Here is a 25,229-nt window from a genome sequence, read left to right on the forward strand (position 1 = left end):
GGGGCCTTATATAAATTGAACTAAGTCGCTAAATGGCGACAACTAACCGTAATAAAGTAACTTATACCTTAAAATTTATAATAAGAGAAACTCTTTCACAAATCGGCTGCCAAAATAGGCCAAAGTTAAAATGAATGTCGCAATTACCGTTAAAAATAGCACGCGTTGACCGCGCCAACCTTGTTTGAAGTGTCCCCATAACGTAATAAAATATAGGCTACAGGCGAGTAAAGATAAAATAGTTTTATGAGCATTTTCTTTTGAAATCATACCATCAAGAAATATAAAGCCTAAAACTTGGCTTGCCAGCAAACAAATGCTGCCTATTAGAAGGATGCTAAACAGTTGTCGTTCTACTTGCATTAATGGTGGTAATTGATTTACGGCCTGCAAATTTTTACTTTTCAGCTTCATATTAATGTAAGCAACTTGAAAGGCATACAAGGTGGCAATAACTAAAATACAATAAGCAACCAATGCCAGCGTAATGTGACTTAGCATAGCTAATTTATCGGTGACTATTTCCATATTGCCCATTGGTGCAATAAAAATCATACCTAGCTGCCATAGGCCTGCAAAACCGTAAATTACGGGTAATAGTAAATTAACTTTAAAACGTAACGCGACGGTTGAAATCACTAAGGTTATAACTAAGCTCACCAAGGAAACAACGTTAGGTAAACTAAAATTTAAGTTATTGTTGCTAAAAAGAAATTGTGAATTACTTAATGCATGGAAAATAATCGCTAAACAAGCAAAAATTAGCGTGATGATTAAGTTTGGTCCTTTGGGGTGAAATAAACGCGACAAAATGGATAGCGTAGCAAGGCTATAACATACAAAGGCAGCAAATGAACTAATACTTGAAAATTCCACAAAGAGCTCCGAAAAAATAAAACTGTCCATTAATTAACTATGGTAGACATGTTGGTGCTGGGATTCTAGCAGATTAAAATCTCGACACCATCACTAACGTCGTATTTATATCAATAGTTTACGTAAAGGCTTAATGCCGAGGAAAACTAATATTCCCGCACAAGTTAAACCAAACCAATAAGGCAATATTTCATGGCTATGTTGCATTTGTTGGCTGATATCTATCATAAAATAGCCTAAGCCCCAATCAAGTAATAAACCAAATGAAATTGCCGATATTGTAATGCCAAGTAAATACTTAACTAATACGTCTTTCCCCATTTCATTTTTAATGACGCCTAAGGTCGAAATATTAGTTGCTGGGCCGGCCATCATAAATACTAAAGCAGTACCTGGTGAAATGCCTGCCATAATAAAACCTGCGGCAATTGGAGTTGAAGCAGTTGCGCATATATACATAGGGATCGACATGGCAATCATCACTAGCATTGCACCTAAGCCGCTGCCATAGCTTAATAAAAATGAAGCTGGCACAAATGTTCGAACAAGGGTGGCAAATAATAAACCTACCAATAACCACTTTATTAAATCATCAACTAATTGTGTTGCGCTATAACGTATACCTGCCAGTGTTTTTGTGAAAAAACTGTCGGTTTTTTTCACTGTTTTGCTTGCACAGCAGGAATTTGCTGACTGTACTTGTTGTAGTTCAGGCTCAGTTGACTGTTTTGCACAGCAACTAGTTGTTTGGTTTTCACTGCTATTAATTGGCTTTTCAGTTTTTGAACTCGCCACTAATACGCCAGTGAAAATTGCTGATAACACAGCGGTAATTGGGCGATAGATAGCTAAAATAGGCCCTAATAAAGCATAAGAAACTGAAACGGAATCAACGCCGGTTTCAGGTGTTGCGACTAAAAAGGCTGATGTGGCAGGCGCGGATGCACCTGAACGTCTTAGCTCAGTAGCAACAGGTATTACACCGCACGAGCATAAAGGTAAAGGTGCACCTATTAAAGCAGCTTTTACAATGGCTTTATTACCTTGGCCTAAATGTCGGCTTAAAATTTTACTGGGTACCCAAGCTTTCATTAATCCAGCAATCAATAAGCCAAGTATCAGCCACGGACTTGCCTCCGCACTTAACTGCAACAAATTATCAAAAAATACAATCAGGGTATTCACACTTAATCCAAAAAAGTGATGTAATTAACAGCAGTTTATCATAGTTTTTTTTATGAATATTGATCTGTATGCCAGCTTTTTTGCTTTAATGGCTATTGCTTTATGAAATTACGTCATTATCTTAATTATATAACTTCTACTTTCGCTAATTAATTGTACGGGTATAATAGAGACAATTATTTGCGCTTAGCTATTTATTAGAGTCATCCATGTTTGAAAATCTTTCCGATCGTTTAACGAAAACGCTAAAAAATATCAGTGGTCGCGGCCGCCTGACTGAAGACAATATCAAAGATACCTTACGTGAAGTACGTATGGCATTGTTAGAAGCCGATGTTGCCTTACCTGTTATTCGTGAGTTTATTGCCAAAGTAAAAGAAAGTGCTGTTGGCCAAGATGTATCGAAAAGTTTAACGCCAGGGCAGGTTTTCGTAAAAATAGTGCAAAAAGAACTTGAAGCTGCAATGGGTGAAGTTAATGAAGCACTCGACTTAAAAGCAGCGCCACCGGCTGTTGTTTTAATGGCAGGTTTACAAGGTGCGGGTAAAACCACTTCTGTTGCAAAGCTAGCAAAATTTTTAACTGAGCGTGAAAAGAAAAAAGTACTTGTGGTGAGTGCTGACGTCTATCGCCCGGCCGCTATCAAACAGCTTGAAACCTTAGCTAATGAAATTAATGTTGGTTTTTTCCCGAGTGATATCAAGCAAAAGCCAATTGATATCGCTAACGCCGCTATTGACCACGCTAAGAAGAACTTTTTCGATGTGTTAATTGTTGATACCGCGGGTCGACTGCATATTGATGGCGATATGATGGCTGAAATACAGGCGCTACATTCGGCAATTAACCCGATTGAAACGCTATTCACCGTTGATGCCATGACCGGCCAAGATGCTGCTAACACGGCAAAAGCATTCAATGATGCCTTGCCATTAACTGGTGTTATTTTAACGAAAACCGATGGTGATGCCCGTGGTGGTGCTGCTCTATCTATTCGACATATTACTGGTAAGCCTATTAAATTCATGGGTGTTGGTGAAAAAATCGAGGCATTAGAGCCGTTTCACCCTGATCGTATTGCTTCACGTATTTTGGGCATGGGCGATGTTCTTTCTTTAATTGAAGAAGTCGAACAGAAGGTTGACCGTAAGCAAGCAGAAAAGCTAGCTAAAAAAGTTAAAACAGGTAAAGGTTTTGACTTAGAAGATTTTCGTGACCAATTAGTACAAATGAAAAGCATGGGCGGTATGATGGGCTTGATGGACAAATTGCCAGGTATGGGTAATATGTCAGAGCAAATGAAAGGGCAAATGGACGATAAAGTCACCATTCGAATGGAAGCTATGATCAATTCGATGACGCCTGCTGAACGCCAGCGCCCTGAAATTATAAAGGGCTCGCGTAAGCGCCGTATTGCAGCAGGCTCAGGGACGCAAATTCAAGATGTGAACAAGTTATTGAAGCAGTTTACTCAAATGCAAAAAATGATGAAAAAAATGTCGGGCAAAGGCGGCATGAAGAAGATGATGCGCTCAATGAAAGGCATGATGCCACCAAGCGGTGGTATGGGCGGCATGTTTGGTCGTTAATTATTAAGCCATCTAATTCACTCATTTGATAAAGCAGCCTAGGCTGCTTTTTTATTAGCATTATTTTAGTGACCAAATTAACTGACTTTCAGATATTGCTTAAATGCATTAATCTTGCGTTTACTAAGTATTCTATCGCCAAGGGCCGTTAACATTGAGCCTAGTACCACAACACCGCCGCCAATATAAGCAAGTATGTTTAAATGTTGAGCTTGATAATGCTGCGGCCAATAATGTTCTGCAATTGTTGAAAATAATACTGTTAACAAGGGAGTTATTGCTAACGTTGCGCTGACTTTTGCCGTGGGTAAATATTCAAGGGACTTAGCAAACGTACCGTATGCAATTAAGGTATTTGCACAACAAAAAACGAGTAAGAGTAATGCGGTTAAATCCAGTGACGATATTTGCTTTGGGCTTGCTAAGGGCAAAAAGAACACTGTACTCACTATATAAATGCACCACATGACCTGATTCGAGCTGTAGTATCTGAGCATTTTCTTTTGAATAATGGCATAAGCCGCCCAAGTAATGGCAGCGGCAAACATTATAAAGAAGCCGACGGCAAAAGCATCGCTATCTATTCCTGCATCGGCTATAAATTGTTGATTGAAAAACATCAGTAAGCCGCTAAGCAATATAATTGACCCAAGCATTTGGCCACGACTAAAGTGCTCTTTAATAAAAACAACGCCACCGACAATCATAAGAAATGGTGCCATTTGTATTAACATTTGAGCCGTTTCAGCGGGTACGAAATGCAGCGAGCTTAAATAAAGAATATAATTTAGGCTTAAAAATATCGCGGCAAACAGCAAGCGTTTTAGTCTTTTCGGTTGCGTTAAAATTGACAACGGAACGCGTTTTTTTGCGAGTAACAGTAAGCCAACAAAAAAGGCGGCAAATATAAATCGATACCAAGTAATGGTATAAGCATCCATCAGTGTTAATACCGATTTCAGCGCTAAAGGTAGTAGTCCCCACATTATCGCGGTAGTTAGTGCTAGCATTAATCCTTTTACGCTGCTGTTTGCTAATTGTGTCATTGTTGTTCCTGCCCAGAATTGAGCAATGGCTTCGTCAATAATTGACTTGCATTGATAAAGAGCGCGGGATTATATAGTCGAAAACCTGATTGGGATATTAAAATAATCATCAATTTTATTGGTATTCGCTAAGTCGATGAAAAAACGCGAATATTGAACAATTTATAATTCTGAGAGTGAATTAGGTTGATTTGTTAGCAAAAAAGCGTAGAATACGCGAGCTTTTCTGTCGCTTGGTCGACAGGAAATGTCTGGAAAATTCGTTTTAACACTTAAATTATATAGAGGACGATATGGTTACCATTCGTTTAGCTCGTGGCGGCGCTAAGAAGCGTCCATTCTATCAGGTTGTTGTTGCAGATAGCCGTAACTCTCGCGATGGTCGTTTCATCGAGAAAGTTGGTTTCTTCAACCCTACAGCAAAAGGTCAAGCGGAAAAATTACGTTTAGACCTAGACCGTGTCAACCATTGGGTTGGTCAAGGTGCAACTGTATCTGATCGTGTGGCCAAGTTAGTTAAAGATGCTCAAAAAGCAGCTTAATTAATCTGGTAGGTGTAGGGAGTTATTTGTGGACGTTATTGGTAAAGAAGTCACCTTAGGTAAAGTAGGCGCTGTTTACGGTATCAAAGGGTGGTTGAAAATACATTCATTTACAGATGAGCCTGATGCCATACTTGACTATTTTCCTTGGTCACTAAAATTAGGAAATAATATACAATCAGTAGAAATTACCGATTGGCGCAAACATAACAATGGTCTTGTTGTAAAAGTGGCAGGTATAGACGATCGCGACATAGCTCAAAAGCTGGTTGGTTCAGAAATATTTGTTAGTGAAGAAGCACTAATGGATTTACCTGAAGGTGAATTTTATTGGCGTGATCTAATCGGCATGACAGTAGTTACTGATAAAGGTTATAACCTAGGTCAGGTTTCCGATTTAATGGAAACGGGCGCTAACGATGTACTGGTTGTGAAAGCTAATCTAAAAGATGGCTTTGGTAAAAAAGAAAGGTTAATCCCTTACTTAATGAACCAAGTGATTCTTTCAATTAGTAAAGAAGATAAACAAATTTGTGTTGACTGGGACCCAGGTTTCTAACTTGAGTAATAGTGGAATAGCAAACAATCTTAGTGATAAGAAAATGTGGATTGGGGTAATTAGCCTTTTTCCCGAAATGTTTGACGCAATTACTGAGTATGGGGTGACAGGCCGAGCGATTCGTAATGGCTTAATTGAGTTTCATAAGTGGAACCCAAGAGACTTTACTCATGATAAGCATCGCATTGTGGACGACCGACCTTACGGTGGCGGACCAGGAATGCTTATGATGGTACAACCATTACGAGATGCTATTCATGCAGCTCGAAAAGCTGCAGAATTGGATGGTAAAAAAGCTAAGGTTATTTATTTGTCCCCGCAAGGACGAAAATTGGACCAAGCTGGTGTACGCGAATTAGCACAGCATGACCGACTGATATTTATCGCAGGACGTTATGAAGGCATAGATGAACGACTGATAACATCTGAAATAGATGAAGAATGGTCGGTCGGAGATTATGTTTTAAGTGGTGGGGAACTGCCAGCAATGAATGTAATTGATGCCGTAGCACGCTTTGTGCCTGGAGTATTAGGACATCAACAATCGGCTGAGCAGGATTCATTTTCTGACGGTTTATTAGATTGTCCACATTATACTAGGCCTGAGGTCATGGAAGTTTCTGAACATGAAACTGCTGCTGTACCTAAAGTGCTATTAAGTGGTAATCACGAACATATAAGGCAATGGCGCCAATATCAGTCGTTAGAAAGAACTTGGACTAGAAGACCAGAATTATTAACTAACCTAGCTCTGACAGCGGAGCAGCAAAAAATGTTAGCAGCTATAAAAGCTGATAGTAAAAATGCTGTTGATGACTGTGAACCCTAGGAAGAAGGTATTATGAGTAATATTATTAAGCAGCTTGAAGCTGAACAAATGAAAAAAGATGTACCAGCATATCGCCCAGGTGATACTGTTGTAGTACAAGTAAAAGTTACTGAAGGTGATAAATCACGTCTTCAAGCATTTGAAGGTGTTGTTATCGCTGTTAGAAACCGCGGCATCAATTCTGCATTCACTGTTCGTAAAATTTCGAACGGTGTAGGTGTTGAACGTGTATTCCAGACACATAGCCCAATCGTTGACTCAATTGAAGTCAAACGTCGCGGTGATGTACGTCAAGCTAAGCTTTACTATCTTCGTGAGCGTTCAGGTCGTTCTGCACGTATCAAAGAGAAATTGGCAAAAAAATAATCTTTCTTTAATTAGAGAGTTATTTCCAAGCTTGAGAGAAACCTGTGTGGGTAACCACACAGGTTTTTTTGTGACTTTTATTTCTATTTGTAATGTGGTTATACCAGTGAATAAAGAACTGTTTATTAAGAAAAATAATATTGAATCTTGCAAATAAATATTGCAAGTGTAACAAAATATGTGTAACTTGTAATGGAAGTGTTAATGGAATAGCCAGTTCGTCAGAGCTTTGTCGCTCATATAATTTAAGATAATTAACTAGAGGGCATCCATTAATGCGCGGTATCGTTTATTTACCAGTCTTACTTTTGTTTATGCTAGCCAAACCAGCTTTAGCGTCACTAATTGAACGTGACTATGCTGGCATTACTAATGGTATCACTTTTGATTCTGAAACAAATTACGAATGGCTTGATTTGTCATTTACTCGTACGATGAATTTGACTGAATATCAAAATTATTTGCTAGAGTTAGATGATGGTTGGAAATTTGCAAGTAGTGACATGGTTAGTGTGCTTCTAACTAATTTTGGTCTTATTTCGGTAGATAACTCGGCATATGGCACGGTAGCATCAGGTTCAGGCTATTCTTACTATAGCTCACCAGAGCTTGCATATATTGAATTAGTTGATGATTTAGCCATACTGGGTGAATCTATGAGCATGGGATCAAATTTCTATGGTATAAAGGGATTTACAAGTGATCAGTTAGGTGCAACCTATGAACAATATATGGCTTATTACAGCAAAAGCAAAAGTATTGGTATAGTCTCTTTAGGTGATTACATTCGAATTCCAAGTGGAAAAAGTATTCAATCTTTCTTTACTTATCGCGAAGCTCAGGTGCAGCCACAAGCTGTTGACCTTCCTGAGCCGTCTACAATTAGTATATTTATCTTAATGGCCTGTATTCTAGGCTTAACTAAACGCCGAAGATTTTAAGGTGTTTATTTTAACTAATAGAAAACCTCGCAAATGCGAGGTTTTTTGTGTTTGCAGAAACATATTTATAAACCCATCAAATGACAGCGTTGTCATTTGGTGGGTTTAATGCTAATGTGAATGAGCGCTTAAATTAGATTGATATAAATAATTCATAAATATTCGACTTTAGTGGTGTATTCCAGCGCAAAAACTTAGGCTATGATGTTGCTAACTAAAAATAGAATAATAGTTGAGCGGCGCGAAACATATGCCGTAACAACAGCCATCAGATATTAGGAAATCAAGGACTTTACCATGCAAGAATTGAAAAGCCGTTATCCCGTATTAGAGCAAGCTAAAGCTCATACACACATTGATGCTGCAACTTATGATGCCATGTACAAGCAATCAATCGAAGAGCCTGAAATATTTTGGGCTGAGCAAGCAGATAAGTTTCTTGATTGGTATAAACCGTGGAATAGTGTTACCGATGTAGACCTTAAATCTGCCGATATCAAATGGTTTTCAGGTGGCAAATTAAATGTCAGCTATAACTGTATTGATCGTCACTTAGTTGAAAAAGCTAACGATACCGCGATTATCTGGGAAGGTGATGATCCAAGTGAAGATAAACAGATAACCTATCAAGAATTACATGACCATGTCTGTCGCTTTGCTAATTTGTTGAAAGCTCGTGGTGTTAAAAAAGGTGATCGTGTTTGTATTTACATGCCTATGATCCCTGAAGTTGGCTATGCCATGTTAGCTTGTGCCCGTATTGGCGCAGTACATTCTGTTGTTTTCGGTGGCTTTTCTACAGAATCAATTCGAGCGCGTGTTGCTGACGCTGATTGCCAAGTGATAATTACTGCGGATGAAAGCCTACGTGGTGGTCGCGTAATTCCACTAAAAGCCAATGTTGATGCTGCAATAACGGAATGCCCAAATGTACATTCAGTTATTGTTATAGAGCGTACTGGTGGTGACGTAGCTTGGAATGATAAAATTGATGTTAACTACCAACAAGAAGTTGCCAAGCTTCCGGCGGCCTGTGAACCAGAAGTTATGGACGCGGAAGATCCATTATTTATTCTTTATACTTCAGGCTCAACAGGCACACCGAAAGGGGTTCTTCATACTTGTGGTGGTTACTCACTATATGCTGCCATGACACATAAATATGTTTTTGACTATAAAGATGGTGAAATTTATTGGTGTACAGCTGACGCAGGCTGGATCACCGGCCATTCTTATATTTTCTATGGCCCACTTGCTAATGGCGCAACAACATTAGTATTTGAAGGTGTACCAACCTATCCAGATGCAGGCCGATTTTGGCAAGTATGTGACAAACACAAGGTTAATGTGTTTTACACCGCGCCAACAGCTATTCGAGCATTAATGAGTGTTGGTGACAGCTTTGTAGAAAAAGCCGATTTATCTACATTACGTATTCTCGGTACAGTAGGTGAGCCTATTAACCCAGAAGCTTGGCACTGGTATTATGAAGTGATTGGCAAGAGCAAATGTCCCATTGTTGATACTTGGTGGCAAACCGAAACGGGTGGTATTTTAATTACCTCATTGCCGGGGGCCGTTGATATGAAACCGGGGGCTGCAGGTAAGCCATTTTTTGGGGTGAAGCCAGCATTATTTGACAAAGACGGTAATACGCTTGAAGGTGAAAACCAAGGTTTGCTAATGATGACAGGTAGCTGGCCAGGACAACTTCGTTCCGTTTATGGCGATCACGATCGTTTTTATCAAACATATTTGAGTCAATATCCAGGAAATTATTTTACCGGCGATGGTGCTAAACGCGATGCTGACGGCTTTTACTGGATCACTGGCCGCGTAGATGATGTACTCAATGTTTCTGGACATCGCTTAGGTACTGCAGAAATTGAAAGCGCTTTAGTGTTACACCCTGCAGTTGCAGAAGCGGCAGTTGTTGGTTATCCACATGAAATCAAAGGTCAAGGTGTGTACGCCTATGTTACCTTAATGAGTAGTGCGACAGAATCAGATGAGCTATTAACTGAATTAACCGAATTTGTTGCTAAAGAGCTAGGGCGTTTTGCTAAACCTGACTATATTCAGTATGCACCAGGTTTACCAAAAACACGTTCAGGTAAAATAATGCGCCGTATTTTGCGTAAAATTGCTGAAAATGATTTAGATACGCTAGGGGATACTTCTACATTAGCAGAGCCTGCGGTGGTAGATCACTTAGTCAGTAATCGTATTGTGCATGGCTAGCCTAGCAAACTAGTTATATATTAAAGCGCCGTTTGGCGCTTTTTTTATGCAAAAAATTTTTGGTAAGTACTATACCTGAGTAGAATTTGTGTGTAAGATATTTGATACAAATTGAGTAAACTTAAATTTACAGTAAGAAAGTTTGAAAAATGCATAAGCAACAACATCGATATTATTACCTCCCATACTTTAGCTAGTTATTTAATTAGCACCCTTTTGGGCAGCCAATGTCCGCCAAGCAAGCACATAATTTACATTAGTATAAAATAATCAGGAAAGCACCATGTCACCGGAAAAATCAGACGCTAGCTCGCTAGTAAAAAGTCGTTTAAATGATATTCACATTAATGCTGAGGAAGTATTAATCACGCCAGATGCACTACGAGAAGAGCTGCCATTACCAGAGCAGGGCCGAGTTTTTGTTAAAGACGCTCGTAATATCATTGCCGATATAATTCATAAAAGAGACCATCGGCTGTTAGTGATAACAGGGCCTTGCTCAGTGCATGATGTGGATGCAGCAAAAGCTTATGCCAGAAAACTGAAAGTGCTACACGATAAATACCAAGATAGTGTTTACATTGTAATGCGAGTGTACTTCGAAAAACCACGTACAACTGTAGGTTGGAAAGGCCTTATTAATGATCCTGATATGAATGGCTCATTTGATGTAGCAAGTGGTTTGCGTAAAGCTCGTGAATTACTTATTTACTTAACCGAATTAGGTTTGCCATTAGCGACTGAAGCGCTTGACCCGATTAGCCCACAATACTTAGCTGAGCTATTTAGTTGGTCTGCGATTGGTGCTCGCACTACAGAATCACAAACTCACCGTGAAATGGCCAGTGGTTTGTCAATGCCAATTGGCTTTAAAAACGGTACAAATGGCGGATTAGACGTTGCGATTAATGCATTACAATCAGCCGCTTCTTCACATCGCTTTATGGGGATTAATCGCCAAGGGCAAGTCGCACTCATTAAAACCTCAGGCAATCCAGATGGTCATGTTATTTTAAGAGGAGGCAAACAGCCGAACTACGACTCAGTAAATGTTGCTATATGTGAACAAGAGCTTGCCAAGCAAGGTTTAGAGCCCGGGATTGTCGTTGATTGCTCGCATGGCAATTCCAATAAAGATTACCGTCGCCAACCTTTAGTAGCAGATAATGTTTTTAATCAAATTTGTGAAGGCAATAAATCTATCATTGGTATCATGTTAGAGAGTAATATAAATGAGGGAAATCAAAGTGCTGATTTACCTTTTGAAGCATTGCAATACGGTGTTTCTGTAACTGATGCATGTATTGACTTTGCAGCAACTGAGCAGTTAATTTTATCGGCAAATAGCAAGCTGAAGTCGATATTAAAACAACGAATTAATTAAGGCGATATAAGATTAATGAATAACAAGTCAACCTTCGATCAGCAACTTACTAGCTTGCGTGATGAAATTGATGAGCTAGACAGCCAATTAGTAGCATTACTTAAAAAGCGCCGTGCGGTTACCACTAAAGTTGGTCAGCTAAAAAGTGAAGTTGGCATGCCAATTTTTGCCCCAGAGCGCGAAGCCAGCCTATTAAAGGTTCGTCGCCAACAAGCCATTGATGCTGGGCTTTCACCTGAGCTAATTGAAGATATTCTACGTCGCTTAATGCAAGACTCTTACATAAGCCAAGACGCTAGCGGTTACCGCTCTGTCAATGAAAGCTGTAAGCAGGTAGTTATTATTGGTGGACAAGGGCAACTTGGGCAAATTTTTGTTGATTTATTCCATCGTTCTAACTATCAAGTTCAAGTACTGGAAAAAGCAGACTGGCCAAATAGTGATAATATCTTAAAGAATGCGAGCTTAGTGATTGTTGCGGTTCCTATTCGTTTAACTACTATGGTGATCCAAAAGTTAGCTAACTTACCTAATGATTGTGTATTAGCAGATGTTACCAGTATTAAAGAAGCGCCATTGTATGAAATGATGAAAGTGCATAGTGGCCCCGTTGTTGGACTACATCCAATGTTTGGCCCTGACGTTACTGGTTTAGTAAAACAAACCATTATTGCTTGTGAAGGCAGATCTCCAGAAAAGTACCATTGGCTGTTAGAGCAGTTTCAAGTTTGGGGAGCAAAAATTTACCCAGTTGAAGCGCATGCCCATGATCAAGCGATGGCTATGGTGCAAGTTATGCGTCACTTTTCAACCATAGCTTATGGTTACCATTTAATGACGGAAGGGGCTGACATATCTCAGTTGGTTGAAATGAGCTCGCCTATTTATCGCTTAGAATTAATTATGGTTGGCCGATTATTTGCGCAAGATCCTGTGTTATATACCGATATTATTTTTGCCAATCAAGATAACATTGCTATGATGAAGCGCTTCGCTTATCGTTTTTTAGAATTACTAGAAGATGTGCAGCTAAACGATAAAGACGCTTTTACAACCATGTTTTCGCAAGTGGCTGATTGGTTTGGTGATTATGCCGATATTTTCTTGCAAGAAAGCAAAGCTATGTTAGTGAAAGCGGATCAACTAAAAAAACATTAAAAAGAAAAACAAGGAACGAAATGAGAACAACTGCGATAATTTTCTTAAGCACCATTATTCTGGTAATGGTATCTGCTTGCGCCAATAATCATGTTGAAAAAGCGACAATGGCAATTGGCGAAGTAAACCAAGCGAAGTTATTCGCGACTCATAAGTCATTCAAACAGAGTTATCAGTTATTTAAAGTCTCTGATAGCGATTTAGTGACCATAAATAATTTACCGAGTAATTTACATATAGACGTATATTTTGGAGCTTGGTGTCATGATAGCCAACGAGAAGTTCCTCGTTTCTTAAAATTGGTTGCGAAAAACAAAACACTTTCAACTCGCTTAATTGCCCTAGATTATGAGAAGTCTGAGCCAAATGGCTCGGCTAAAAGTCATGCCATTAAATACACACCTACCTTTGTTGTTTATCAAAATGATAAAGAAATTGGCCGTATTGTTGAACGTCCGAAAGTATCTATTGCCGCAGATATTTCCGCTATGCTTTAAATTTATTCAAGTTAAGCAAATAAATAGAAATCGCACGAGGCAAGTCGTGCGATTTTTTATGGCTATTTACGGCTTAGCCACACTTTGAATCGCCGCAGTTAAGGCAGGTTGAACAACCGTCTAGCAATACTACAGATTTTTGATGACATTTTTTGCAGCTACTAGCTGTGGCAGGAAAGTTAAGGTGATGATTCTCTTCTTCGGTGGCCGCCGCTTGTTGTTTCTGTTTTAAGTAGGCTTGCTGATGCGTATCAATTTCACTTTTTGGTAGCATATCAAGGGTTTTTAAATGTGTTTCTATTACATGACCAATATCGGCAACCACTGACGGCATAAATATCCCAGTACCGCGTTGGTAATAGCCACCTTTTGGATCAAACACTGCTTTTAGCTCCTCCACTAAAAATGTACAGTCACCCCCTTTACGAAATACCGCGGAAATAACGCGAGTTAGCGCTACTATCCATGAGTAAAACTCCATATTTTTTGAATTCACAAAGACTTCAAAAGGTCGTCTAACTTCTTCATCGCTACCTTGGTTTAACAAGATATCATTGATGGTTATGTACAAAGCATGGTCAGATACCGGCGGTTTTATTTTGTATGTTGAGCCGACTAGCATTTCCGGACGTTGTGTTTTTTCGGTTAAATTAACGGTTAGCTCTTGTTCTTTGTTTGCCTCTTCAGGCTGTTCTATTGCGTCTGCTTTTACTTTCGCTGCAGTAATATTTTGGCTTATTTCTTTCATGGTTGCTGGTTCCAATTTATTTCGTTACGTATCGCTGTTTATTAAAGTTTGCCGTAGTAGCCTTCTTTTAACGCATCATGCAAATTCGCAGCGGTATGTACTTCGCCATCGTAGTGAATTTCTTCGTTGCCTTTAGCAGTAACCGTTGAGCCGTCAGCAAGGGTGAATTCGTATTGCACTTTCTCTAGATCTGTTTCTTTTACCAGTACGCCTTGATGAACTTCTGGATTAAAGCGGAATGTGGTGCAACCCTTTAAACCTTTTTCGTAGGCGTATAGATAAATATTTTTGAAATTATGGTAGTCAAAATCAGTTGGGATATTGATGGTTTTCGATATTGATGAGTCAATCCAATACTGTGCTGCCGCTTGAATATCAACATGTTCTTCAGGGCTAATGGTGTCACTCACGGTGAAGTAAGAGGGAAGTTTATTTTCATCATCAGTGCCATAAGGTTGGGCAGCTACGTTAACGACTTCTCTATAAGCTAACAATTCGTAGCTTGAAACGGCAACCGACTCTTTAGACTTTTTGCCTTCGCGTATGATATTACGATGATATTCATGAGCGAAACTTGGCTCAATACCATTGGAAACATTATTTCCTAAGCTGAGAGCTAATGTACCTGTTGGTGCAATAGACGTATGGTGTGTAAAGCGGGCACCTACTTTTACCAACTGCTCAATTAGCTCAGGTTGGTCTTGTGCAATTCGTTGCATGTAGCGGCTATATTTCGCATGTAATACCGAGCCCTTAATGCGATCGCCTACTTTAATACCATCTTTGACCATTTCAGGGCGTTTATTTAGCATAGCTTGGTCAACCGTAAAGCTTTGCTGCAATATTGGCGCTGGGCCTTTTTCTTTTGCTAAGTTAAGGGCTTCTTGCCAGCCAGTTATTGCCAATACTTTTGATACTTCTTCGGTAAAAGCAATTGCCTCTGGACTATTGTATGGCATTTTTAGCATTGTTAGGGCAGAGCCTAAACCAAGATAACCCATACCATGACGGCGTTTGTTTTGAATTTCTAAGCGTTGTTCTTCTAGTGGCAAGCCATTAATTTCAACCACGTTATCTAGCATACGGGTAAAGACTTTGGTAACTTCCTTGAACTTTTTCCAGTCAAAGTTTGCTTGTGCTGAAAATGGCTTTTGCACAAATTTAACTAAATTAATTGAGCCTAATAAACAGGCACCGTGTGGCGGTAATATTTGTTCGCCACAGGGGTTACTGGCACGTAATTGCTCACAAAACCAGTTGTTATTCATATCGTTGGCGTGGTCGATTAATAAAAAGCCCGGTTCAGCATAGTCAAAGGTATTAGTCATGATCATATCCCAAAGCCGCTGAGCGGGGAGTTGACTATAAATTTTGCAGGCTATTTTTCCGTGCTCATTTAGAATGTAATCATGGCTTTTTATAAAGTCGTTTTGATAGTGGTTGTCTTTAAATAATACGGCCGAACTGTCATTTAAGTCGATATTGTCTGAAAGCACTTCTTTTTGTGTTAGTGGAAAGGTGAGTGGCCAACTGCGGTTATTCTTGACTGCATTCATGAAGTCATCACTGATCAGTAACGATAAGTTGAATTGGCGTAATCGCCCATCTTCACGCTTTGCTAATATAAACTCTTTAATATCAGGATGAGAGATATCAAACACGCCCATTTGTGCGCCACGACGGCCACCAGCTGAGCTGACGGTAAAGCACATTTTGTCGTAGATATCCATAAATGACATAGGGCCTGAGGTCGTAGCTCCAGCACCTGCAACATAAGCACCACTAGGCCTTAGTGTCGAAAATTCATAACCTATGCCACAGCCTGCTTTTAAAGTTAGACCTGCTTGGTGGACACGGCTTAAAATTCCCGTCATTGAATCTTCAATTGTGCCTGATACTGTACAGTTAATTGTTGATGTAGCAGGTTTAAATTTTTCGGCACCGGCATTTGAAATAATGCGTCCAGCAGGATAAGCGCCAGATTCCATTGCCCAAACAAACTTTTCTTGCCATTGTTTCTGATTGCTTTGCTCAATTGCAGCTAATGCTTTTGCAACGCGAGTAAAAGTGTCATTTACAGTGGCCTCTTGATTGTTACCATGCTTGTCTTTTAGTCGGTATTTTTTGTCCCAAATATCGAAGGAGGCTGCTTGCAAAGGTAAGTTGTTATTAAATGAATTTTCTGAGGCGGTGCTTTTTGATTTTGTTTTTAACTTAGTCATTGTTATTTTATTTATAGTGAGGAAGTAAGTATAAAGATAATATAAAAATTAATACTTCTTACAACTGCAAATCTTATATGTTGCGATCTAAATCAACCAAAAACACAATATGTTGTGTTTTTGGTTTTTTCCTCTTGAATGTGATATTCGTCAACTGAATGTGATTAAAATGAAAAATAAACGGTGTTTTTAGGCGAGCAAGGATACATTTATGATGCTTTTAATAAAAATCTGCCGAGATTAGCGCCTTGATTAAGGCTGTTGTTTTGAAGTTTGGAGGAGGTTGATCTTTTATTGCTAGTAAACTTTAAAAGATCAACCGGTCATTTTTTCGATTATTTTTTGGGTGGTACAAAAGTGCTAGCAACATTGCTTATATCATTAACACTTGAAGATAAATTAATCATTTCTTCAGTAACAACGTCGGTTTGAGCCCAAGTTCGTTCTATCGCTTGATGGACATCTTCAACATGTTCGTTAATGGTTACTGATGTCGCACTTTGTTGCTCGGTAGCCGCTGCTATTTGATTCGCCACGTCAGTCACTTTTTGTACACGGTCTACAACATCAGCAATTTTATTATTTGAGCTTTCTGCAATATCAACACACAGCTGAGCTTCATCCTTGTTCTTCAGCATGAGTGTTACCCATTGCTCGATAGTTTCTAGCATCACAGATAAACGTTGATGAATTTTCTCGGCTGAGTCTTGTGTTCGCGATGATAAGTTTCTGACTTCGTCAGCAACAACGGCAAAACCTCGACCATGTTCGCCAGCGCGTGCAGCTTCAATTGCCGCATTTAATGCTAATAGGTTAGTTTGGTCGGCAATTGATTGTATTTCTTCCATTAAACCACTAACGTTATTGGCCGACTGGGTTAGGCTATCAGCTGACGATGACGCTTGGTCAATATCATTTGCAAGCGCTTTAATTTTATCGGTAGTTGAAAATATTCCTTGCTGTGCTTGTTCACATTGGGCAAAGGTTTCGTCTAAGTCACCTGCCGCCGTAACAACATTGGCTGAAATTTCTGTGGTTGTGGTTTGCATTTCACGCATTGCATTGCCAAGTTGTTCAATAGCATTTTGTTGGCTAGTTAGGTTTTCCCGAGTATTGGTAATGCCGGCGCTTACATTGGCCATTACCGCGTTTATCGGTTTCGCTGTATCAAGCGTTCTTTCTATCACTGCACGTAACTTTGCTTTTAACATGGCAAAATTAAAGTCAAAAATGCTGGCAGTTCCGGTACCGAAGTACACTTTTCGAGACGGTGAATCGAACATTGATTGCATACGTTGTGCTCGACGGGCGGTGGGAATTATATCTTGCCAAAACACTGCAATTGGTGTTGCGGCGCATATTGCCGCAAAAATTGAATGATATAAACCAAAGTTTGTGAAGATAAAGTATTGTGCGATAGCACTGATAAATAATAGGAAAGCAAATTTGTGATTTTTAGAAATTTCTAAATTTGTCCATGAGTTGTTGTTATTTATTGCTGAATAAATATTATTTGCGCGATTAATTAATTCTGGCTTGGCGATAGTAGCAATGGTTTGATAGCCGATGACTTGCTCATTTTGATACTGTGGCGTGATAAAAGCGTCTAGCCAAACATCTTGGTTTTGATTGTTCTTAAAGTGAATTAACCCTTGCCAAGAAAAGCCTTTAGCAAGTGTTTGGTTGATTTCTTGAATTACGCTTTTAGGCATTTGTGGATGAAAGTAGTGTTGTTGCTTATTGCTACTAAGCTCACTTTGCGCGATACCTAAGGCGTCAGCATATGCCGGATTGATATAGTTATATGTGCCGTGTTTATCTGTAATACTAATAAGCTGTTGAGTGGACGAAGCCATATTTTTCCTCGACTTTACTGAACGGGCATAGTGATACCTACCAAGCTTGCCCTATGCTAATACTGGTAGGTAAATCGTATTTATTACAATTAAAATTTTATCGCGATACCAATCGAGATGGTACTGTCAATCCAAAGAGAGTCCTCAAAATTTGCCGCGCAGACTTCTTGCTGGCAAAACATAGCATCATCTTCGTCAATTAAACTCGCGTAGGCGCGTAATTCAGTAACAATGGCCATAGCATCAGAAAACTCGTAGCGAGTACCAAAAGAAATTGTAGCTGATGGATATAGCTCTTCGCTGCCATGCTCTGCGTCGAAGTATGCCCCACCAAGTCCTAAGCTCATTGTTGTAACATAGTTTTCTTGACGAAACAGTGCTACTCCGTTGAAGTGGGCGTAGGTAATATCTAATGATGAATTAACGGCATTTTCACTGGTAAAGTCATGGCTAACACGATTAAGTAGTATTTGCCCTTGACCGTTAACATCGGCTTGCCATGCTACGCCAATGGCAATATTGTTACCTGAGTCAACGCTGATGTCGGTGTTGTCAGATGCAACAAGGTCAGAGCTATACATTTGCCCAGCCATGACACTGACTTCATATTTATTTGCTAGCACTGAATTGGCTACCAGTAAGCTACAAAGTAGCGTAGAAGGTATTAATAGGTTACTTATTTTCATCACAACATGCCTTTTAAATTATCGTTTTTATTACCTCAGCGTTTCGTTTTACTGAAATATGCTGAGGTAAATAATGTGACGCGTGACAGATTAACCAAATAGCTCAGTTAACTTTTTCTTAGCTTTTTCTTTTAACTTTTCTTTAGCGCCATCGGTTAATTTTTTCTTTTGGGTCGCTTTTGCTTGTTTCCAAATGTTAGATAGTGCTTGTTTCATAATTTCACTACCTAATTGGCTCGCTGGTAAACCTGCTTCGCCGCCAACATTACTTAAGGTAATGTCTGGTAGAGTTGCAGTATGCTCTTTATTGCCAAAGGCGGTTAAGTCTAATGACAAGGCCGTACCCGCTAAGATAATTTTACTGACTTTAATTTTTGGCTCGTCAGCGGTTGTGCTTGGCGCTGTTTCTTTATCGGCAGTTTGATTGTCACCTTTAGGGGTATTGCGCTCTATTGCGTCTAAAATATCTTGAATGTTTGAGCCACCCGTTTGTGTCATTTGCACAAAGGCTTGTGGTGATTTAATGACAATGGCATCAATGATAATTGGTGATGAGGTTAAGCTTTCTAAATTTATATCTAAGGTAACTTCACCTAATGAAAATGCATTTGGTTGGCTGTAGGTTTTTGGATTAGCTAAGTTGATACCTAAAATACTGCCGGCACCACTGGTTAGTTTAACGTCTACCGCCTGAACGGTAACCGACTGCTCTGTTACTTGGCTTCCAACAGTTTCAATTTGATTTTTAATAAAATCATTTAGTGACCCTCCAGCTAAAAACCAAAGGGCACCACCACTTAGTAGCAATAATACAACGATAATTGAAGCAATAATTTTCACGAGTTCAGTCCTTAAAATGTAAAAAATGATGCAATACCTAAGTTAATAGATATTTGTCATTTGGTAAGTGTATATCTAAATTATATCTTAATAATCACAAAGTTAATTATTTTTCTATTTTGCGACCAAAGCGGCAAATGCTGAGCTAAGCTGTATCGAGCATATGCAGTATCTAGGATATAGTAATGACATTGAAATTTTTCGCAAATTTAGAGAGTTTAGATTATGTCTTCTGGTTTTAGTCGTCGCTTACCATTGTTGTTGTTGCTAAGTGTGCTTATTGGCTTAGTCACTTATTTACAGTGGCCGGAATCTGTTGTCACTAAAGAGAAACATCAGCGCGTTGTGTCAGTTAAAACTGCGACTATTGCGCAAGCTGATTTTGTAGATGCGATAGAAGCTGTGGGCACCGCAAGAGCAAACGAGCAAGTATTGATAACAAGTAAGTATTCAGATTTAGTTGATGATATTTCTTTTCAAGATGGTGATGTTGTTAAAAAAGGTGATATTCTCGTGCGCCTTAACAGTCGTGAAGAAGCGGCAAAAGTAAAAGAATTACAGGCGAACCTTGCTGAGTCTGTGGCTCAGTTAAACCGCTTTCAAGATCTTTTTACCAAAAAGGCAACCTCTAAATCTATTGTTGACCAACAAGAAGCAAAAACAAAAGCTATATCTGCACAACTATTAAGTGCGAAAATCAAATTAAATGATCTCACTATTAAAGCGCCATTTTCAGGCATGTTAGGTTTTCGCGAAATTAGTTTAGGTGCCTTGATAGATGTTGGTGATGTTATCACTAGCTTAGATGATTTAGACATTATTAAAGTTGATTTTGCAATACCTGAACGCTATTTAACCACAGTGTTAATTGGACAAACGATTGAAGCGACTAATGTTGCTTATCAAACGCAGGTATTTTACGGCAAGGTGACGTCGATAGATTCACGTATTGATAGTGTTACTCGTACGTTAAAAGTGCGTGCTGAAATTCCAAATAAAATGCATAAACTACGTGCGGGTATGTTGCTAAATATTAATATTATCCGAAATGTTGAGCAAATATTGCAGGTGCCAGAAAGCGCTGTTATCCCGATTGAAGATGAACACTTTGTATTTGTTGTTGAGGCGAAACAAGCTTTGAAAAAGCAATTGCACATTGGTCGTCGTCAGCATGGTTTTGTTGAAGTGCTTGGTGGTGTCGATGCTGGTACCGAAGTGGTAATTGAAGGGGCATTAAAATTACGTGATGGTACTTCTGTCAATGTATTGGAGGACTAAGCGTGATTTTATCTGATATATCTGTTAAACGTCCGGTATTTGCCACTGTAATTAATTTACTTTTGATCACCTTTGGTATTGTTGCTTTTATGACATTACCCTTGCGGGAATACCCAGATATTGACCCGCCTGTGGTTAGTATTAATACTTCTTATCCTGGCGCTTCTGCTGCCATTGTTGAAAGTAAAATTACCCAAGTATTAGAAGATCGTATCAGTGGTATTGAAGGGGTTAAGTCGATTAACTCCAATAGTCGTGTTGGTCGTTCTAATATTTCCATTGAGTTTAAATTAGACCGAGATATCGACTCAGCGACGAATGATGTTCGCGATCGTATTTCCCGTGCTTTGAATAACTTGCCCGAACAAGCTGATCCTCCTGAAGTGTTTAAAGCCAATGATGATGAAAGTGCTATCGTTTGGTTTGTTTTACAAAGCGATACAATGTCGACTTTACAGTTAACCGATTATGCTGAGCGCTACATTGTAGACCGTTTTTCGGTTGTTGATGGTGTCGCCCGAGTACGTGTTGGTGGCGGACGAACTTATGCCATGAAAGTTCTACTCAACCGTAAAGCTATGGCTGCAAGAGGCGTTACGGTAAGTGATGTTGAACAAACTCTTAGAGCAGAAAATGTTGAGTTACCTGCGGGTAAAGTTGAGTCTATTGACCGTGACTTTTCAATTCGTGTTGAGCGCAGTTATTTAACCGAAGATGACTTTGCCACTATGGTTGTCGCGCGAAATGAAGATAAGTCATTGGTTTATTTAGGTGATGTTGCCAAAGTTGCGATGGCGGCGGAAGATGAAGAAAACATGTTCCGAGGCAATGGCAAGAATATGGTTGGCCTAGGGATTATTAAACAGTCAAAAGCTAATACGCTTGAAGTGGTTAAGGCCGCGCGCAAAGAAATGATGTCAATACGCGGCGGCTTGCCTTTAGGTACAACTATTACCAACAGTTATGATTCATCTGTGTTTATTCAAGGCTCAATTGATGAAGTGTATAACACGCTCGGCATTGCCATGTTAATGGTGGTATTAGTTATATTTTTATTTTTAGGTAATGCTCGAGCAACCCTTATTCCAGCGATTACGGTGCCGGTCGCGCTTATTGGCTCTATGATGGTGTTGTCATGGTTAGGCTTTTCCATCAACTTATTAACCTTATTGGCATTGGTACTGGCCATAGGTTTAGTGGTTGATGATGCCATAGTTGTGTTAGAAAACATTTATCGTCGAATTGAGCGCGGGCAAACTCCACTTATGGCGGCTTATGAAGGTGGCCGAGAAGTGGCTTTTGCGGTTGTTGCAACTACGCTGGTTTTAGTGGCGGTATTTGTACCGTTAATCTTTTTATCAGGTAATGTTGGCCGTTTGTTTACCGAATTTGCAATCGCTATTGCCGCTGCCGTGGTGTTTTCAAGTATAACTGCGTTGTCATTAACACCAATGATGTGCTCAAAAATGTTAAAGCATAGGGAGCGTAGTTCCTCTTTTGGTCAGATGTTAGATAAAGGTTTCGCCAAATTAGAAACCGCATATGCAAGGTCATTGAAAACCAGTATCCATCAACCTATGATGATCTTTGCAGTGGTTATTTTAGCTTTATTTGCTGTGTATAGCTTATTTACACAACTGCCGTCAGAGTACACACCAAAAGAAGATCGTGGCAACTTCTTTGTGATGATGCGCGGTGCAGAAGGTGCAAGTTATGAGAATAACGTGAAGAATATGCAACAAATTGAAGAGAAATTATTGGCACATCAACGCAGTGGCGAACTCGATAGGGTAATAGTGCGGGTGCCAGGTTTTGGTGGTTCAGGCGGTATTGCCATTGTTGGCATGCCTGCATGGGATGAGCGTGTTACCAACACCTTTGACTTTATTAGAAAAATGAATGGCGAGTTATCGCAAGTGACTGATGTTCGCGCATTTGCCATGATGCGACGAGGTTTAAGTGGTGGCGGCTCAGTTTCTCCTGTTGCTTTTGTTTTGCAAGGTAATACTTATGAAGAATTGGCAAAGTGGCGCGATATTATCATTGCCAAAGCGCAAGAGAATCCGAATTTGCATAGTATTGATAGTGACTATAAAGAAACGTATCCACAGCTATTAGTAAAAATTGATCATGACCGAGCATTTGATTTAGGGGTCACTGTTGGTGATATTGGTAGAACCTTAGAAACAATGTTAGGGCAACGTCGGGTAACCAACTTTGTTGAACGCGGTGAAGAATATTATGTGGTGGTGAGAGGTGAAAAGTCAGACTTTTCCAACCCAACCGATATTGATAACATTTTTGTTCGCTCAAGTATTAGTGACGAATTGGTGCCTTTGTCAAACTTGATCACCATAGAAGAGAGTGCTACTTCTTCACGGTTAAATCGTTTTAATCGCCTACGCAGTGTTACCATTAGTGCCAATTTGGCAGCAGGATATCCTTTAGGCGATGCGCTTGACTACCTTAATAATGCCGTTGCTGAGCACTTGCCAGAAGAAGCGCAGGTAGCCTATAAAGGTCAATCGCAGTTATTACAGGAATCAGGTAATTCAATCGCCTTTATTTTTGTTTTAGCCTTGGTTATTACCTACCTAGTGCTGTCGGCGCAATTTGAAAGCTTTATTCATCCATTCGTAATTATGTTGACGGTGCCGTTAGCGCTGGTTGGCGCGCTTGCTGGTCTACAATTAATGGGTATGAGTTTAAACATTTATAGCCAAATAGGTATTGTTATGCTGATTGGCTTAGCGGCTAAAAATGGTATTTTAATTGTTGAATTTGCTAACCAATTACGTGATAAAGGTATTGCGTTTGAAGACGCATTAGTATCGGCTGCAACTCAGCGTTTACGGCCAATTGTTATGACTACATTCACCACAGTTACTAGTGCTATACCCTTAGTTCTAGCCGTTGGTCCAGGTGCGGAAAGTCGTATGGTAATAGGTGTGGTTATTTTTGCTGGAGTATCCCTTGCCAGTGTCTTTACACTTTTTGTGGTCCCGGGTGCCTATTATTGGCTTTGCCGACATACCGGCTCTCCACAAGCTATTGCTCAAAAAATTGAGCAACAACAAACTGAAGCTAAAGCTTTGAATAAAAGCTAGTAATAATGGTCGATAATATTATCGTTTGATGCTTAATAAAGCTCATATAAACGTCAGTTTATATGAGCTTTTAATTATCTACGCTAGAAAGTACATAAGAGTAATCAAATTATAATGTTTGTTTTTTAACTTATTGTTTTTAATGTATTTAGTTGGTTTTATGCCCGCTTTAACTTGCTATATTTTTGCCATTGACACATAGAATGCCTTGCAATTGATTATGTTAAGTATAAAAAAAGTACATATTGATTAAAAAATACACTTGGTATATAAGTGTAGAAAATAATAATAATAAATTCGGGGAATGCTAGTGTTTGAGGTGAACAAGAAGTTATGGTCTTTTAATTTTGGTTGTTTAATAGCTGGCTCATTGGTTTGGCTCGTTCATCTAGGAAACTTAGCGCCCGTTCCTGAAATATTGTACCCTCACACTAATTTCATCCTTGATTATTACCCCGGCACTATTACGGCAGTTACCGCTTTTGCTGCTAGTTTAGTTATGCTTATTTTAATGCGTAAGGGCTTTAAGTTGTGTGCTAGTGATCATACCTTTTGGCTTTTGTTGCCTATGTTGTGCTTTATTACACTAACATTACTGATTGCACAATTTATGTTGTCTGCAATTATGTTTGCGGCACTTCCCAGTTTATTTGTTTTAACGTTTAGTGCTGTTTTATTTCGCTTTAAAGCTCGCAGACAAGTGGCGGATTTTGGTAAATAATAACCGTAACAATGATCTGAGATAATGCCTATGGTTAGTAAATTTGCTTTAATTGCCACAGTTAATATTTTTCCCAGATGGGGTTTGAGATTATATGAGCAAGTATACAAAAGTGGCTTTATTAGCCTTGGCATGTTTTTTCCTTTTTGTAGGGGGTAAGAGTTTTTTTGATACTAAACCGTATGCGGAATTAACTGATTTAACACAGGTAAATGGAGTGATTCATAAACTGCATTGCCCACATAAAGGTGCAGCAGCACTGTCGTTAAAAAACTCTGATATTACCTATAATTTAAGCGTTAAGTTTCGTGCTGACTATTGTAGTGAGGATGACTCACAAGTGTTGTTGGGCAAAAGTGTGCAAATGACGGCTCGGCAAGTTAACGGTGAATTTTATCAAGCGTATGAAATTAAAACTCCAGAACGGGTTATTTTAAGTGCAAAAGAAATTGAAGCGGATCAAGGCAGTTCAACTTTTGGCATGTTTCTATTAGCGTTTTTAACTTTTGCTTTTGTTCTCTATAAAAGCCGTAAAAAGTAAGTTTCAGTATTTATAAA

The 25,229-nt window shown here is 39.3% G+C and carries 22 protein-coding genes; 14 read left to right on the forward strand and 8 right to left on the reverse strand.

Going from position 1 to position 25,229, the window contains the following annotated elements; translation table 11 throughout:
• Positions 1-75 precede the first annotated feature (75 nt).
• Positions 76-876: a cytochrome C assembly family protein gene (locus AC27HL_RS03315; protein ID WP_487078943.1), complete on the reverse strand. Its 801-nt coding sequence runs from the start codon at positions 874-876 to the stop codon at positions 76-78.
• 105 nt (positions 877-981) lie between these two features.
• Positions 982-2,061 (reverse strand): SO_0444 family Cu/Zn efflux transporter, encoded by a 1,080-nt coding sequence (locus AC27HL_RS03320; protein WP_487078944.1) that lies wholly within the window; start codon positions 2,059-2,061, stop codon positions 982-984.
• Between the two features lie 209 nt (positions 2,062-2,270).
• On the opposite strand from AC27HL_RS03320, the gene ffh reads away from it, so the two are divergent.
• A complete protein-coding gene (gene ffh / locus AC27HL_RS03325) occupies positions 2,271-3,650 on the forward strand; it encodes a signal recognition particle protein (protein WP_487078945.1) in 1,380 nt (459 codons plus the stop codon).
• 77 nt (positions 3,651-3,727) lie between these two features.
• Here the strand turns inward: ffh and AC27HL_RS03330 are convergent, their stop codons facing one another.
• Positions 3,728-4,696 (reverse strand): DMT family transporter, encoded by a 969-nt coding sequence (locus tag AC27HL_RS03330; protein WP_487078946.1) that lies wholly within the window; start codon positions 4,694-4,696, stop codon positions 3,728-3,730.
• Between the two features lie 293 nt (positions 4,697-4,989).
• Here AC27HL_RS03330 and rpsP point away from each other — a divergent pair, with 293 nt between their 5' ends.
• The 9 genes from rpsP (at position 4,990) to AC27HL_RS03375 (ending at position 13,213) form a co-directional block, all read left to right on the forward strand.
• Complete coding sequence (gene rpsP / locus AC27HL_RS03335) at positions 4,990-5,238, forward strand: 30S ribosomal protein S16 (protein WP_487078947.1); 249 nt, start codon at positions 4,990-4,992, stop codon at positions 5,236-5,238.
• A gap of 28 nt (positions 5,239-5,266) precedes the next feature.
• Positions 5,267-5,797 carry a ribosome maturation factor RimM gene (gene rimM / locus AC27HL_RS03340; protein WP_487078948.1) on the forward strand — a complete coding sequence of 177 codons (531 nt, stop codon included), beginning with the start codon at positions 5,267-5,269 and terminating at the stop codon, positions 5,795-5,797.
• A gap of 43 nt (positions 5,798-5,840) precedes the next feature.
• Complete coding sequence (gene trmD / locus AC27HL_RS03345; RefSeq protein ID WP_487079892.1) at positions 5,841-6,626, forward strand: tRNA (guanosine(37)-N1)-methyltransferase TrmD; 786 nt, start codon at positions 5,841-5,843, stop codon at positions 6,624-6,626.
• A gap of 12 nt (positions 6,627-6,638) precedes the next feature.
• Entirely contained in the window at positions 6,639-6,992 is a 354-nt protein-coding gene (gene rplS / locus AC27HL_RS03350; protein WP_487078949.1) for a 50S ribosomal protein L19, read from the forward strand.
• Positions 6,993-7,267: 275 nt separating this feature from the next.
• Complete coding sequence (locus AC27HL_RS03355) at positions 7,268-7,933, forward strand: PEP-CTERM sorting domain-containing protein (protein WP_487078950.1); 666 nt, start codon at positions 7,268-7,270, stop codon at positions 7,931-7,933.
• Between the two features lie 297 nt (positions 7,934-8,230).
• Complete coding sequence (gene acs, locus AC27HL_RS03360) at positions 8,231-10,174, forward strand: acetate--CoA ligase (RefSeq protein ID WP_487078951.1); 1,944 nt, start codon at positions 8,231-8,233, stop codon at positions 10,172-10,174.
• Positions 10,175-10,457: 283 nt separating this feature from the next.
• Entirely contained in the window at positions 10,458-11,558 is a 1,101-nt protein-coding gene (locus AC27HL_RS03365) for a 3-deoxy-7-phosphoheptulonate synthase (protein WP_487078952.1), read from the forward strand.
• A gap of 15 nt (positions 11,559-11,573) precedes the next feature.
• A complete protein-coding gene (gene tyrA, locus AC27HL_RS03370; protein WP_487078953.1) occupies positions 11,574-12,716 on the forward strand; it encodes a bifunctional chorismate mutase/prephenate dehydrogenase in 1,143 nt (380 codons plus the stop codon).
• Positions 12,717-12,736: 20 nt separating this feature from the next.
• Positions 12,737-13,213 carry a thioredoxin family protein gene (locus tag AC27HL_RS03375; protein WP_487078954.1) on the forward strand — a complete coding sequence of 159 codons (477 nt, stop codon included), beginning with the start codon at positions 12,737-12,739 and terminating at the stop codon, positions 13,211-13,213.
• 73 nt (positions 13,214-13,286) lie between these two features.
• On the opposite strand, the gene AC27HL_RS03380 is transcribed toward AC27HL_RS03375, so the two are convergent.
• The 5 genes from AC27HL_RS03380 to AC27HL_RS03400 form a co-directional block, all read right to left on the reverse strand.
• Positions 13,287-13,961 (reverse strand): TSCPD domain-containing protein, encoded by a 675-nt coding sequence (locus AC27HL_RS03380; RefSeq protein ID WP_487078955.1) that lies wholly within the window; start codon positions 13,959-13,961, stop codon positions 13,287-13,289.
• 41 nt (positions 13,962-14,002) lie between these two features.
• The gene (locus AC27HL_RS03385) at positions 14,003-16,183 is read right to left on the reverse strand and encodes an adenosylcobalamin-dependent ribonucleoside-diphosphate reductase (RefSeq protein ID WP_487078956.1); all 2,181 of its coding nucleotides are present in this window, start codon (positions 16,181-16,183) and stop codon (positions 14,003-14,005) included.
• 335 nt (positions 16,184-16,518) lie between these two features.
• Entirely contained in the window at positions 16,519-18,039 is a 1,521-nt protein-coding gene (locus AC27HL_RS03390; RefSeq protein WP_487078957.1) for a methyl-accepting chemotaxis protein, read from the reverse strand.
• Between the two features lie 89 nt (positions 18,040-18,128).
• Positions 18,129-18,725: a hypothetical protein gene (locus AC27HL_RS03395; protein WP_487078958.1), complete on the reverse strand. Its 597-nt coding sequence runs from the start codon at positions 18,723-18,725 to the stop codon at positions 18,129-18,131.
• Positions 18,726-18,815: 90 nt separating this feature from the next.
• Positions 18,816-19,565: an AsmA family protein gene (locus AC27HL_RS03400; protein WP_487078959.1), complete on the reverse strand. Its 750-nt coding sequence runs from the start codon at positions 19,563-19,565 to the stop codon at positions 18,816-18,818.
• A gap of 225 nt (positions 19,566-19,790) precedes the next feature.
• Here AC27HL_RS03400 and AC27HL_RS03405 point away from each other — a divergent pair, with 225 nt between their 5' ends.
• The 4 genes from AC27HL_RS03405 to AC27HL_RS03420 all read left to right on the forward strand — a co-directional run bounded on the left by AC27HL_RS03405 (position 19,791) and on the right by AC27HL_RS03420 (position 25,212).
• Positions 19,791-20,843: an efflux RND transporter periplasmic adaptor subunit gene (locus AC27HL_RS03405; RefSeq protein WP_487078960.1), complete on the forward strand. Its 1,053-nt coding sequence runs from the start codon at positions 19,791-19,793 to the stop codon at positions 20,841-20,843.
• A gap of 2 nt (positions 20,844-20,845) precedes the next feature.
• The gene (locus AC27HL_RS03410; RefSeq protein WP_487078961.1) at positions 20,846-23,950 is read left to right on the forward strand and encodes an efflux RND transporter permease subunit; all 3,105 of its coding nucleotides are present in this window, start codon (positions 20,846-20,848) and stop codon (positions 23,948-23,950) included.
• Between the two features lie 310 nt (positions 23,951-24,260).
• A complete protein-coding gene (locus AC27HL_RS03415; protein WP_487078962.1) occupies positions 24,261-24,671 on the forward strand; it encodes a hypothetical protein in 411 nt (136 codons plus the stop codon).
• Between the two features lie 94 nt (positions 24,672-24,765).
• Positions 24,766-25,212 (forward strand): hypothetical protein, encoded by a 447-nt coding sequence (locus AC27HL_RS03420; protein ID WP_487078963.1) that lies wholly within the window; start codon positions 24,766-24,768, stop codon positions 25,210-25,212.
• The last annotated feature ends 17 nt before the right edge of the window (positions 25,213-25,229 follow it).

The organism is Colwellia aquaemaris, assembly GCF_057548755.1.

Coding starts and splice junctions, on each gene's coding strand:
- ffh (WP_487078945.1), top strand. CDS start 2,271: ATGTTTGAAAATCTTTCCGATCGTTTAACGAAAACGCTAAAAAATATC.
- AC27HL_RS03330 (WP_487078946.1), bottom strand. CDS start 4,696: ATGACACAATTAGCAAACAGCAGCGTAAAAGGATTAATGCTAGCACTA.
- rpsP (WP_487078947.1), top strand. CDS start 4,990: ATGGTTACCATTCGTTTAGCTCGTGGCGGCGCTAAGAAGCGTCCATTC.
- trmD (WP_487079892.1), top strand. CDS start 5,841: ATGTGGATTGGGGTAATTAGCCTTTTTCCCGAAATGTTTGACGCAATT.
- rplS (WP_487078949.1), top strand. CDS start 6,639: ATGAGTAATATTATTAAGCAGCTTGAAGCTGAACAAATGAAAAAAGAT.
- AC27HL_RS03355 (WP_487078950.1), top strand. CDS start 7,268: ATGCGCGGTATCGTTTATTTACCAGTCTTACTTTTGTTTATGCTAGCC.
- acs (WP_487078951.1), top strand. CDS start 8,231: ATGCAAGAATTGAAAAGCCGTTATCCCGTATTAGAGCAAGCTAAAGCT.
- AC27HL_RS03365 (WP_487078952.1), top strand. CDS start 10,458: ATGTCACCGGAAAAATCAGACGCTAGCTCGCTAGTAAAAAGTCGTTTA.
- tyrA (WP_487078953.1), top strand. CDS start 11,574: ATGAATAACAAGTCAACCTTCGATCAGCAACTTACTAGCTTGCGTGAT.
- AC27HL_RS03375 (WP_487078954.1), top strand. CDS start 12,737: ATGAGAACAACTGCGATAATTTTCTTAAGCACCATTATTCTGGTAATG.
- AC27HL_RS03380 (WP_487078955.1), bottom strand. CDS start 13,961: ATGAAAGAAATAAGCCAAAATATTACTGCAGCGAAAGTAAAAGCAGAC.
- AC27HL_RS03385 (WP_487078956.1), bottom strand. CDS start 16,183: ATGACTAAGTTAAAAACAAAATCAAAAAGCACCGCCTCAGAAAATTCA.
- AC27HL_RS03390 (WP_487078957.1), bottom strand. CDS start 18,039: ATGGCTTCGTCCACTCAACAGCTTATTAGTATTACAGATAAACACGGC.
- AC27HL_RS03395 (WP_487078958.1), bottom strand. CDS start 18,725: ATGAAAATAAGTAACCTATTAATACCTTCTACGCTACTTTGTAGCTTA.
- AC27HL_RS03405 (WP_487078960.1), top strand. CDS start 19,791: ATGTCTTCTGGTTTTAGTCGTCGCTTACCATTGTTGTTGTTGCTAAGT.
- AC27HL_RS03420 (WP_487078963.1), top strand. CDS start 24,766: ATGAGCAAGTATACAAAAGTGGCTTTATTAGCCTTGGCATGTTTTTTC.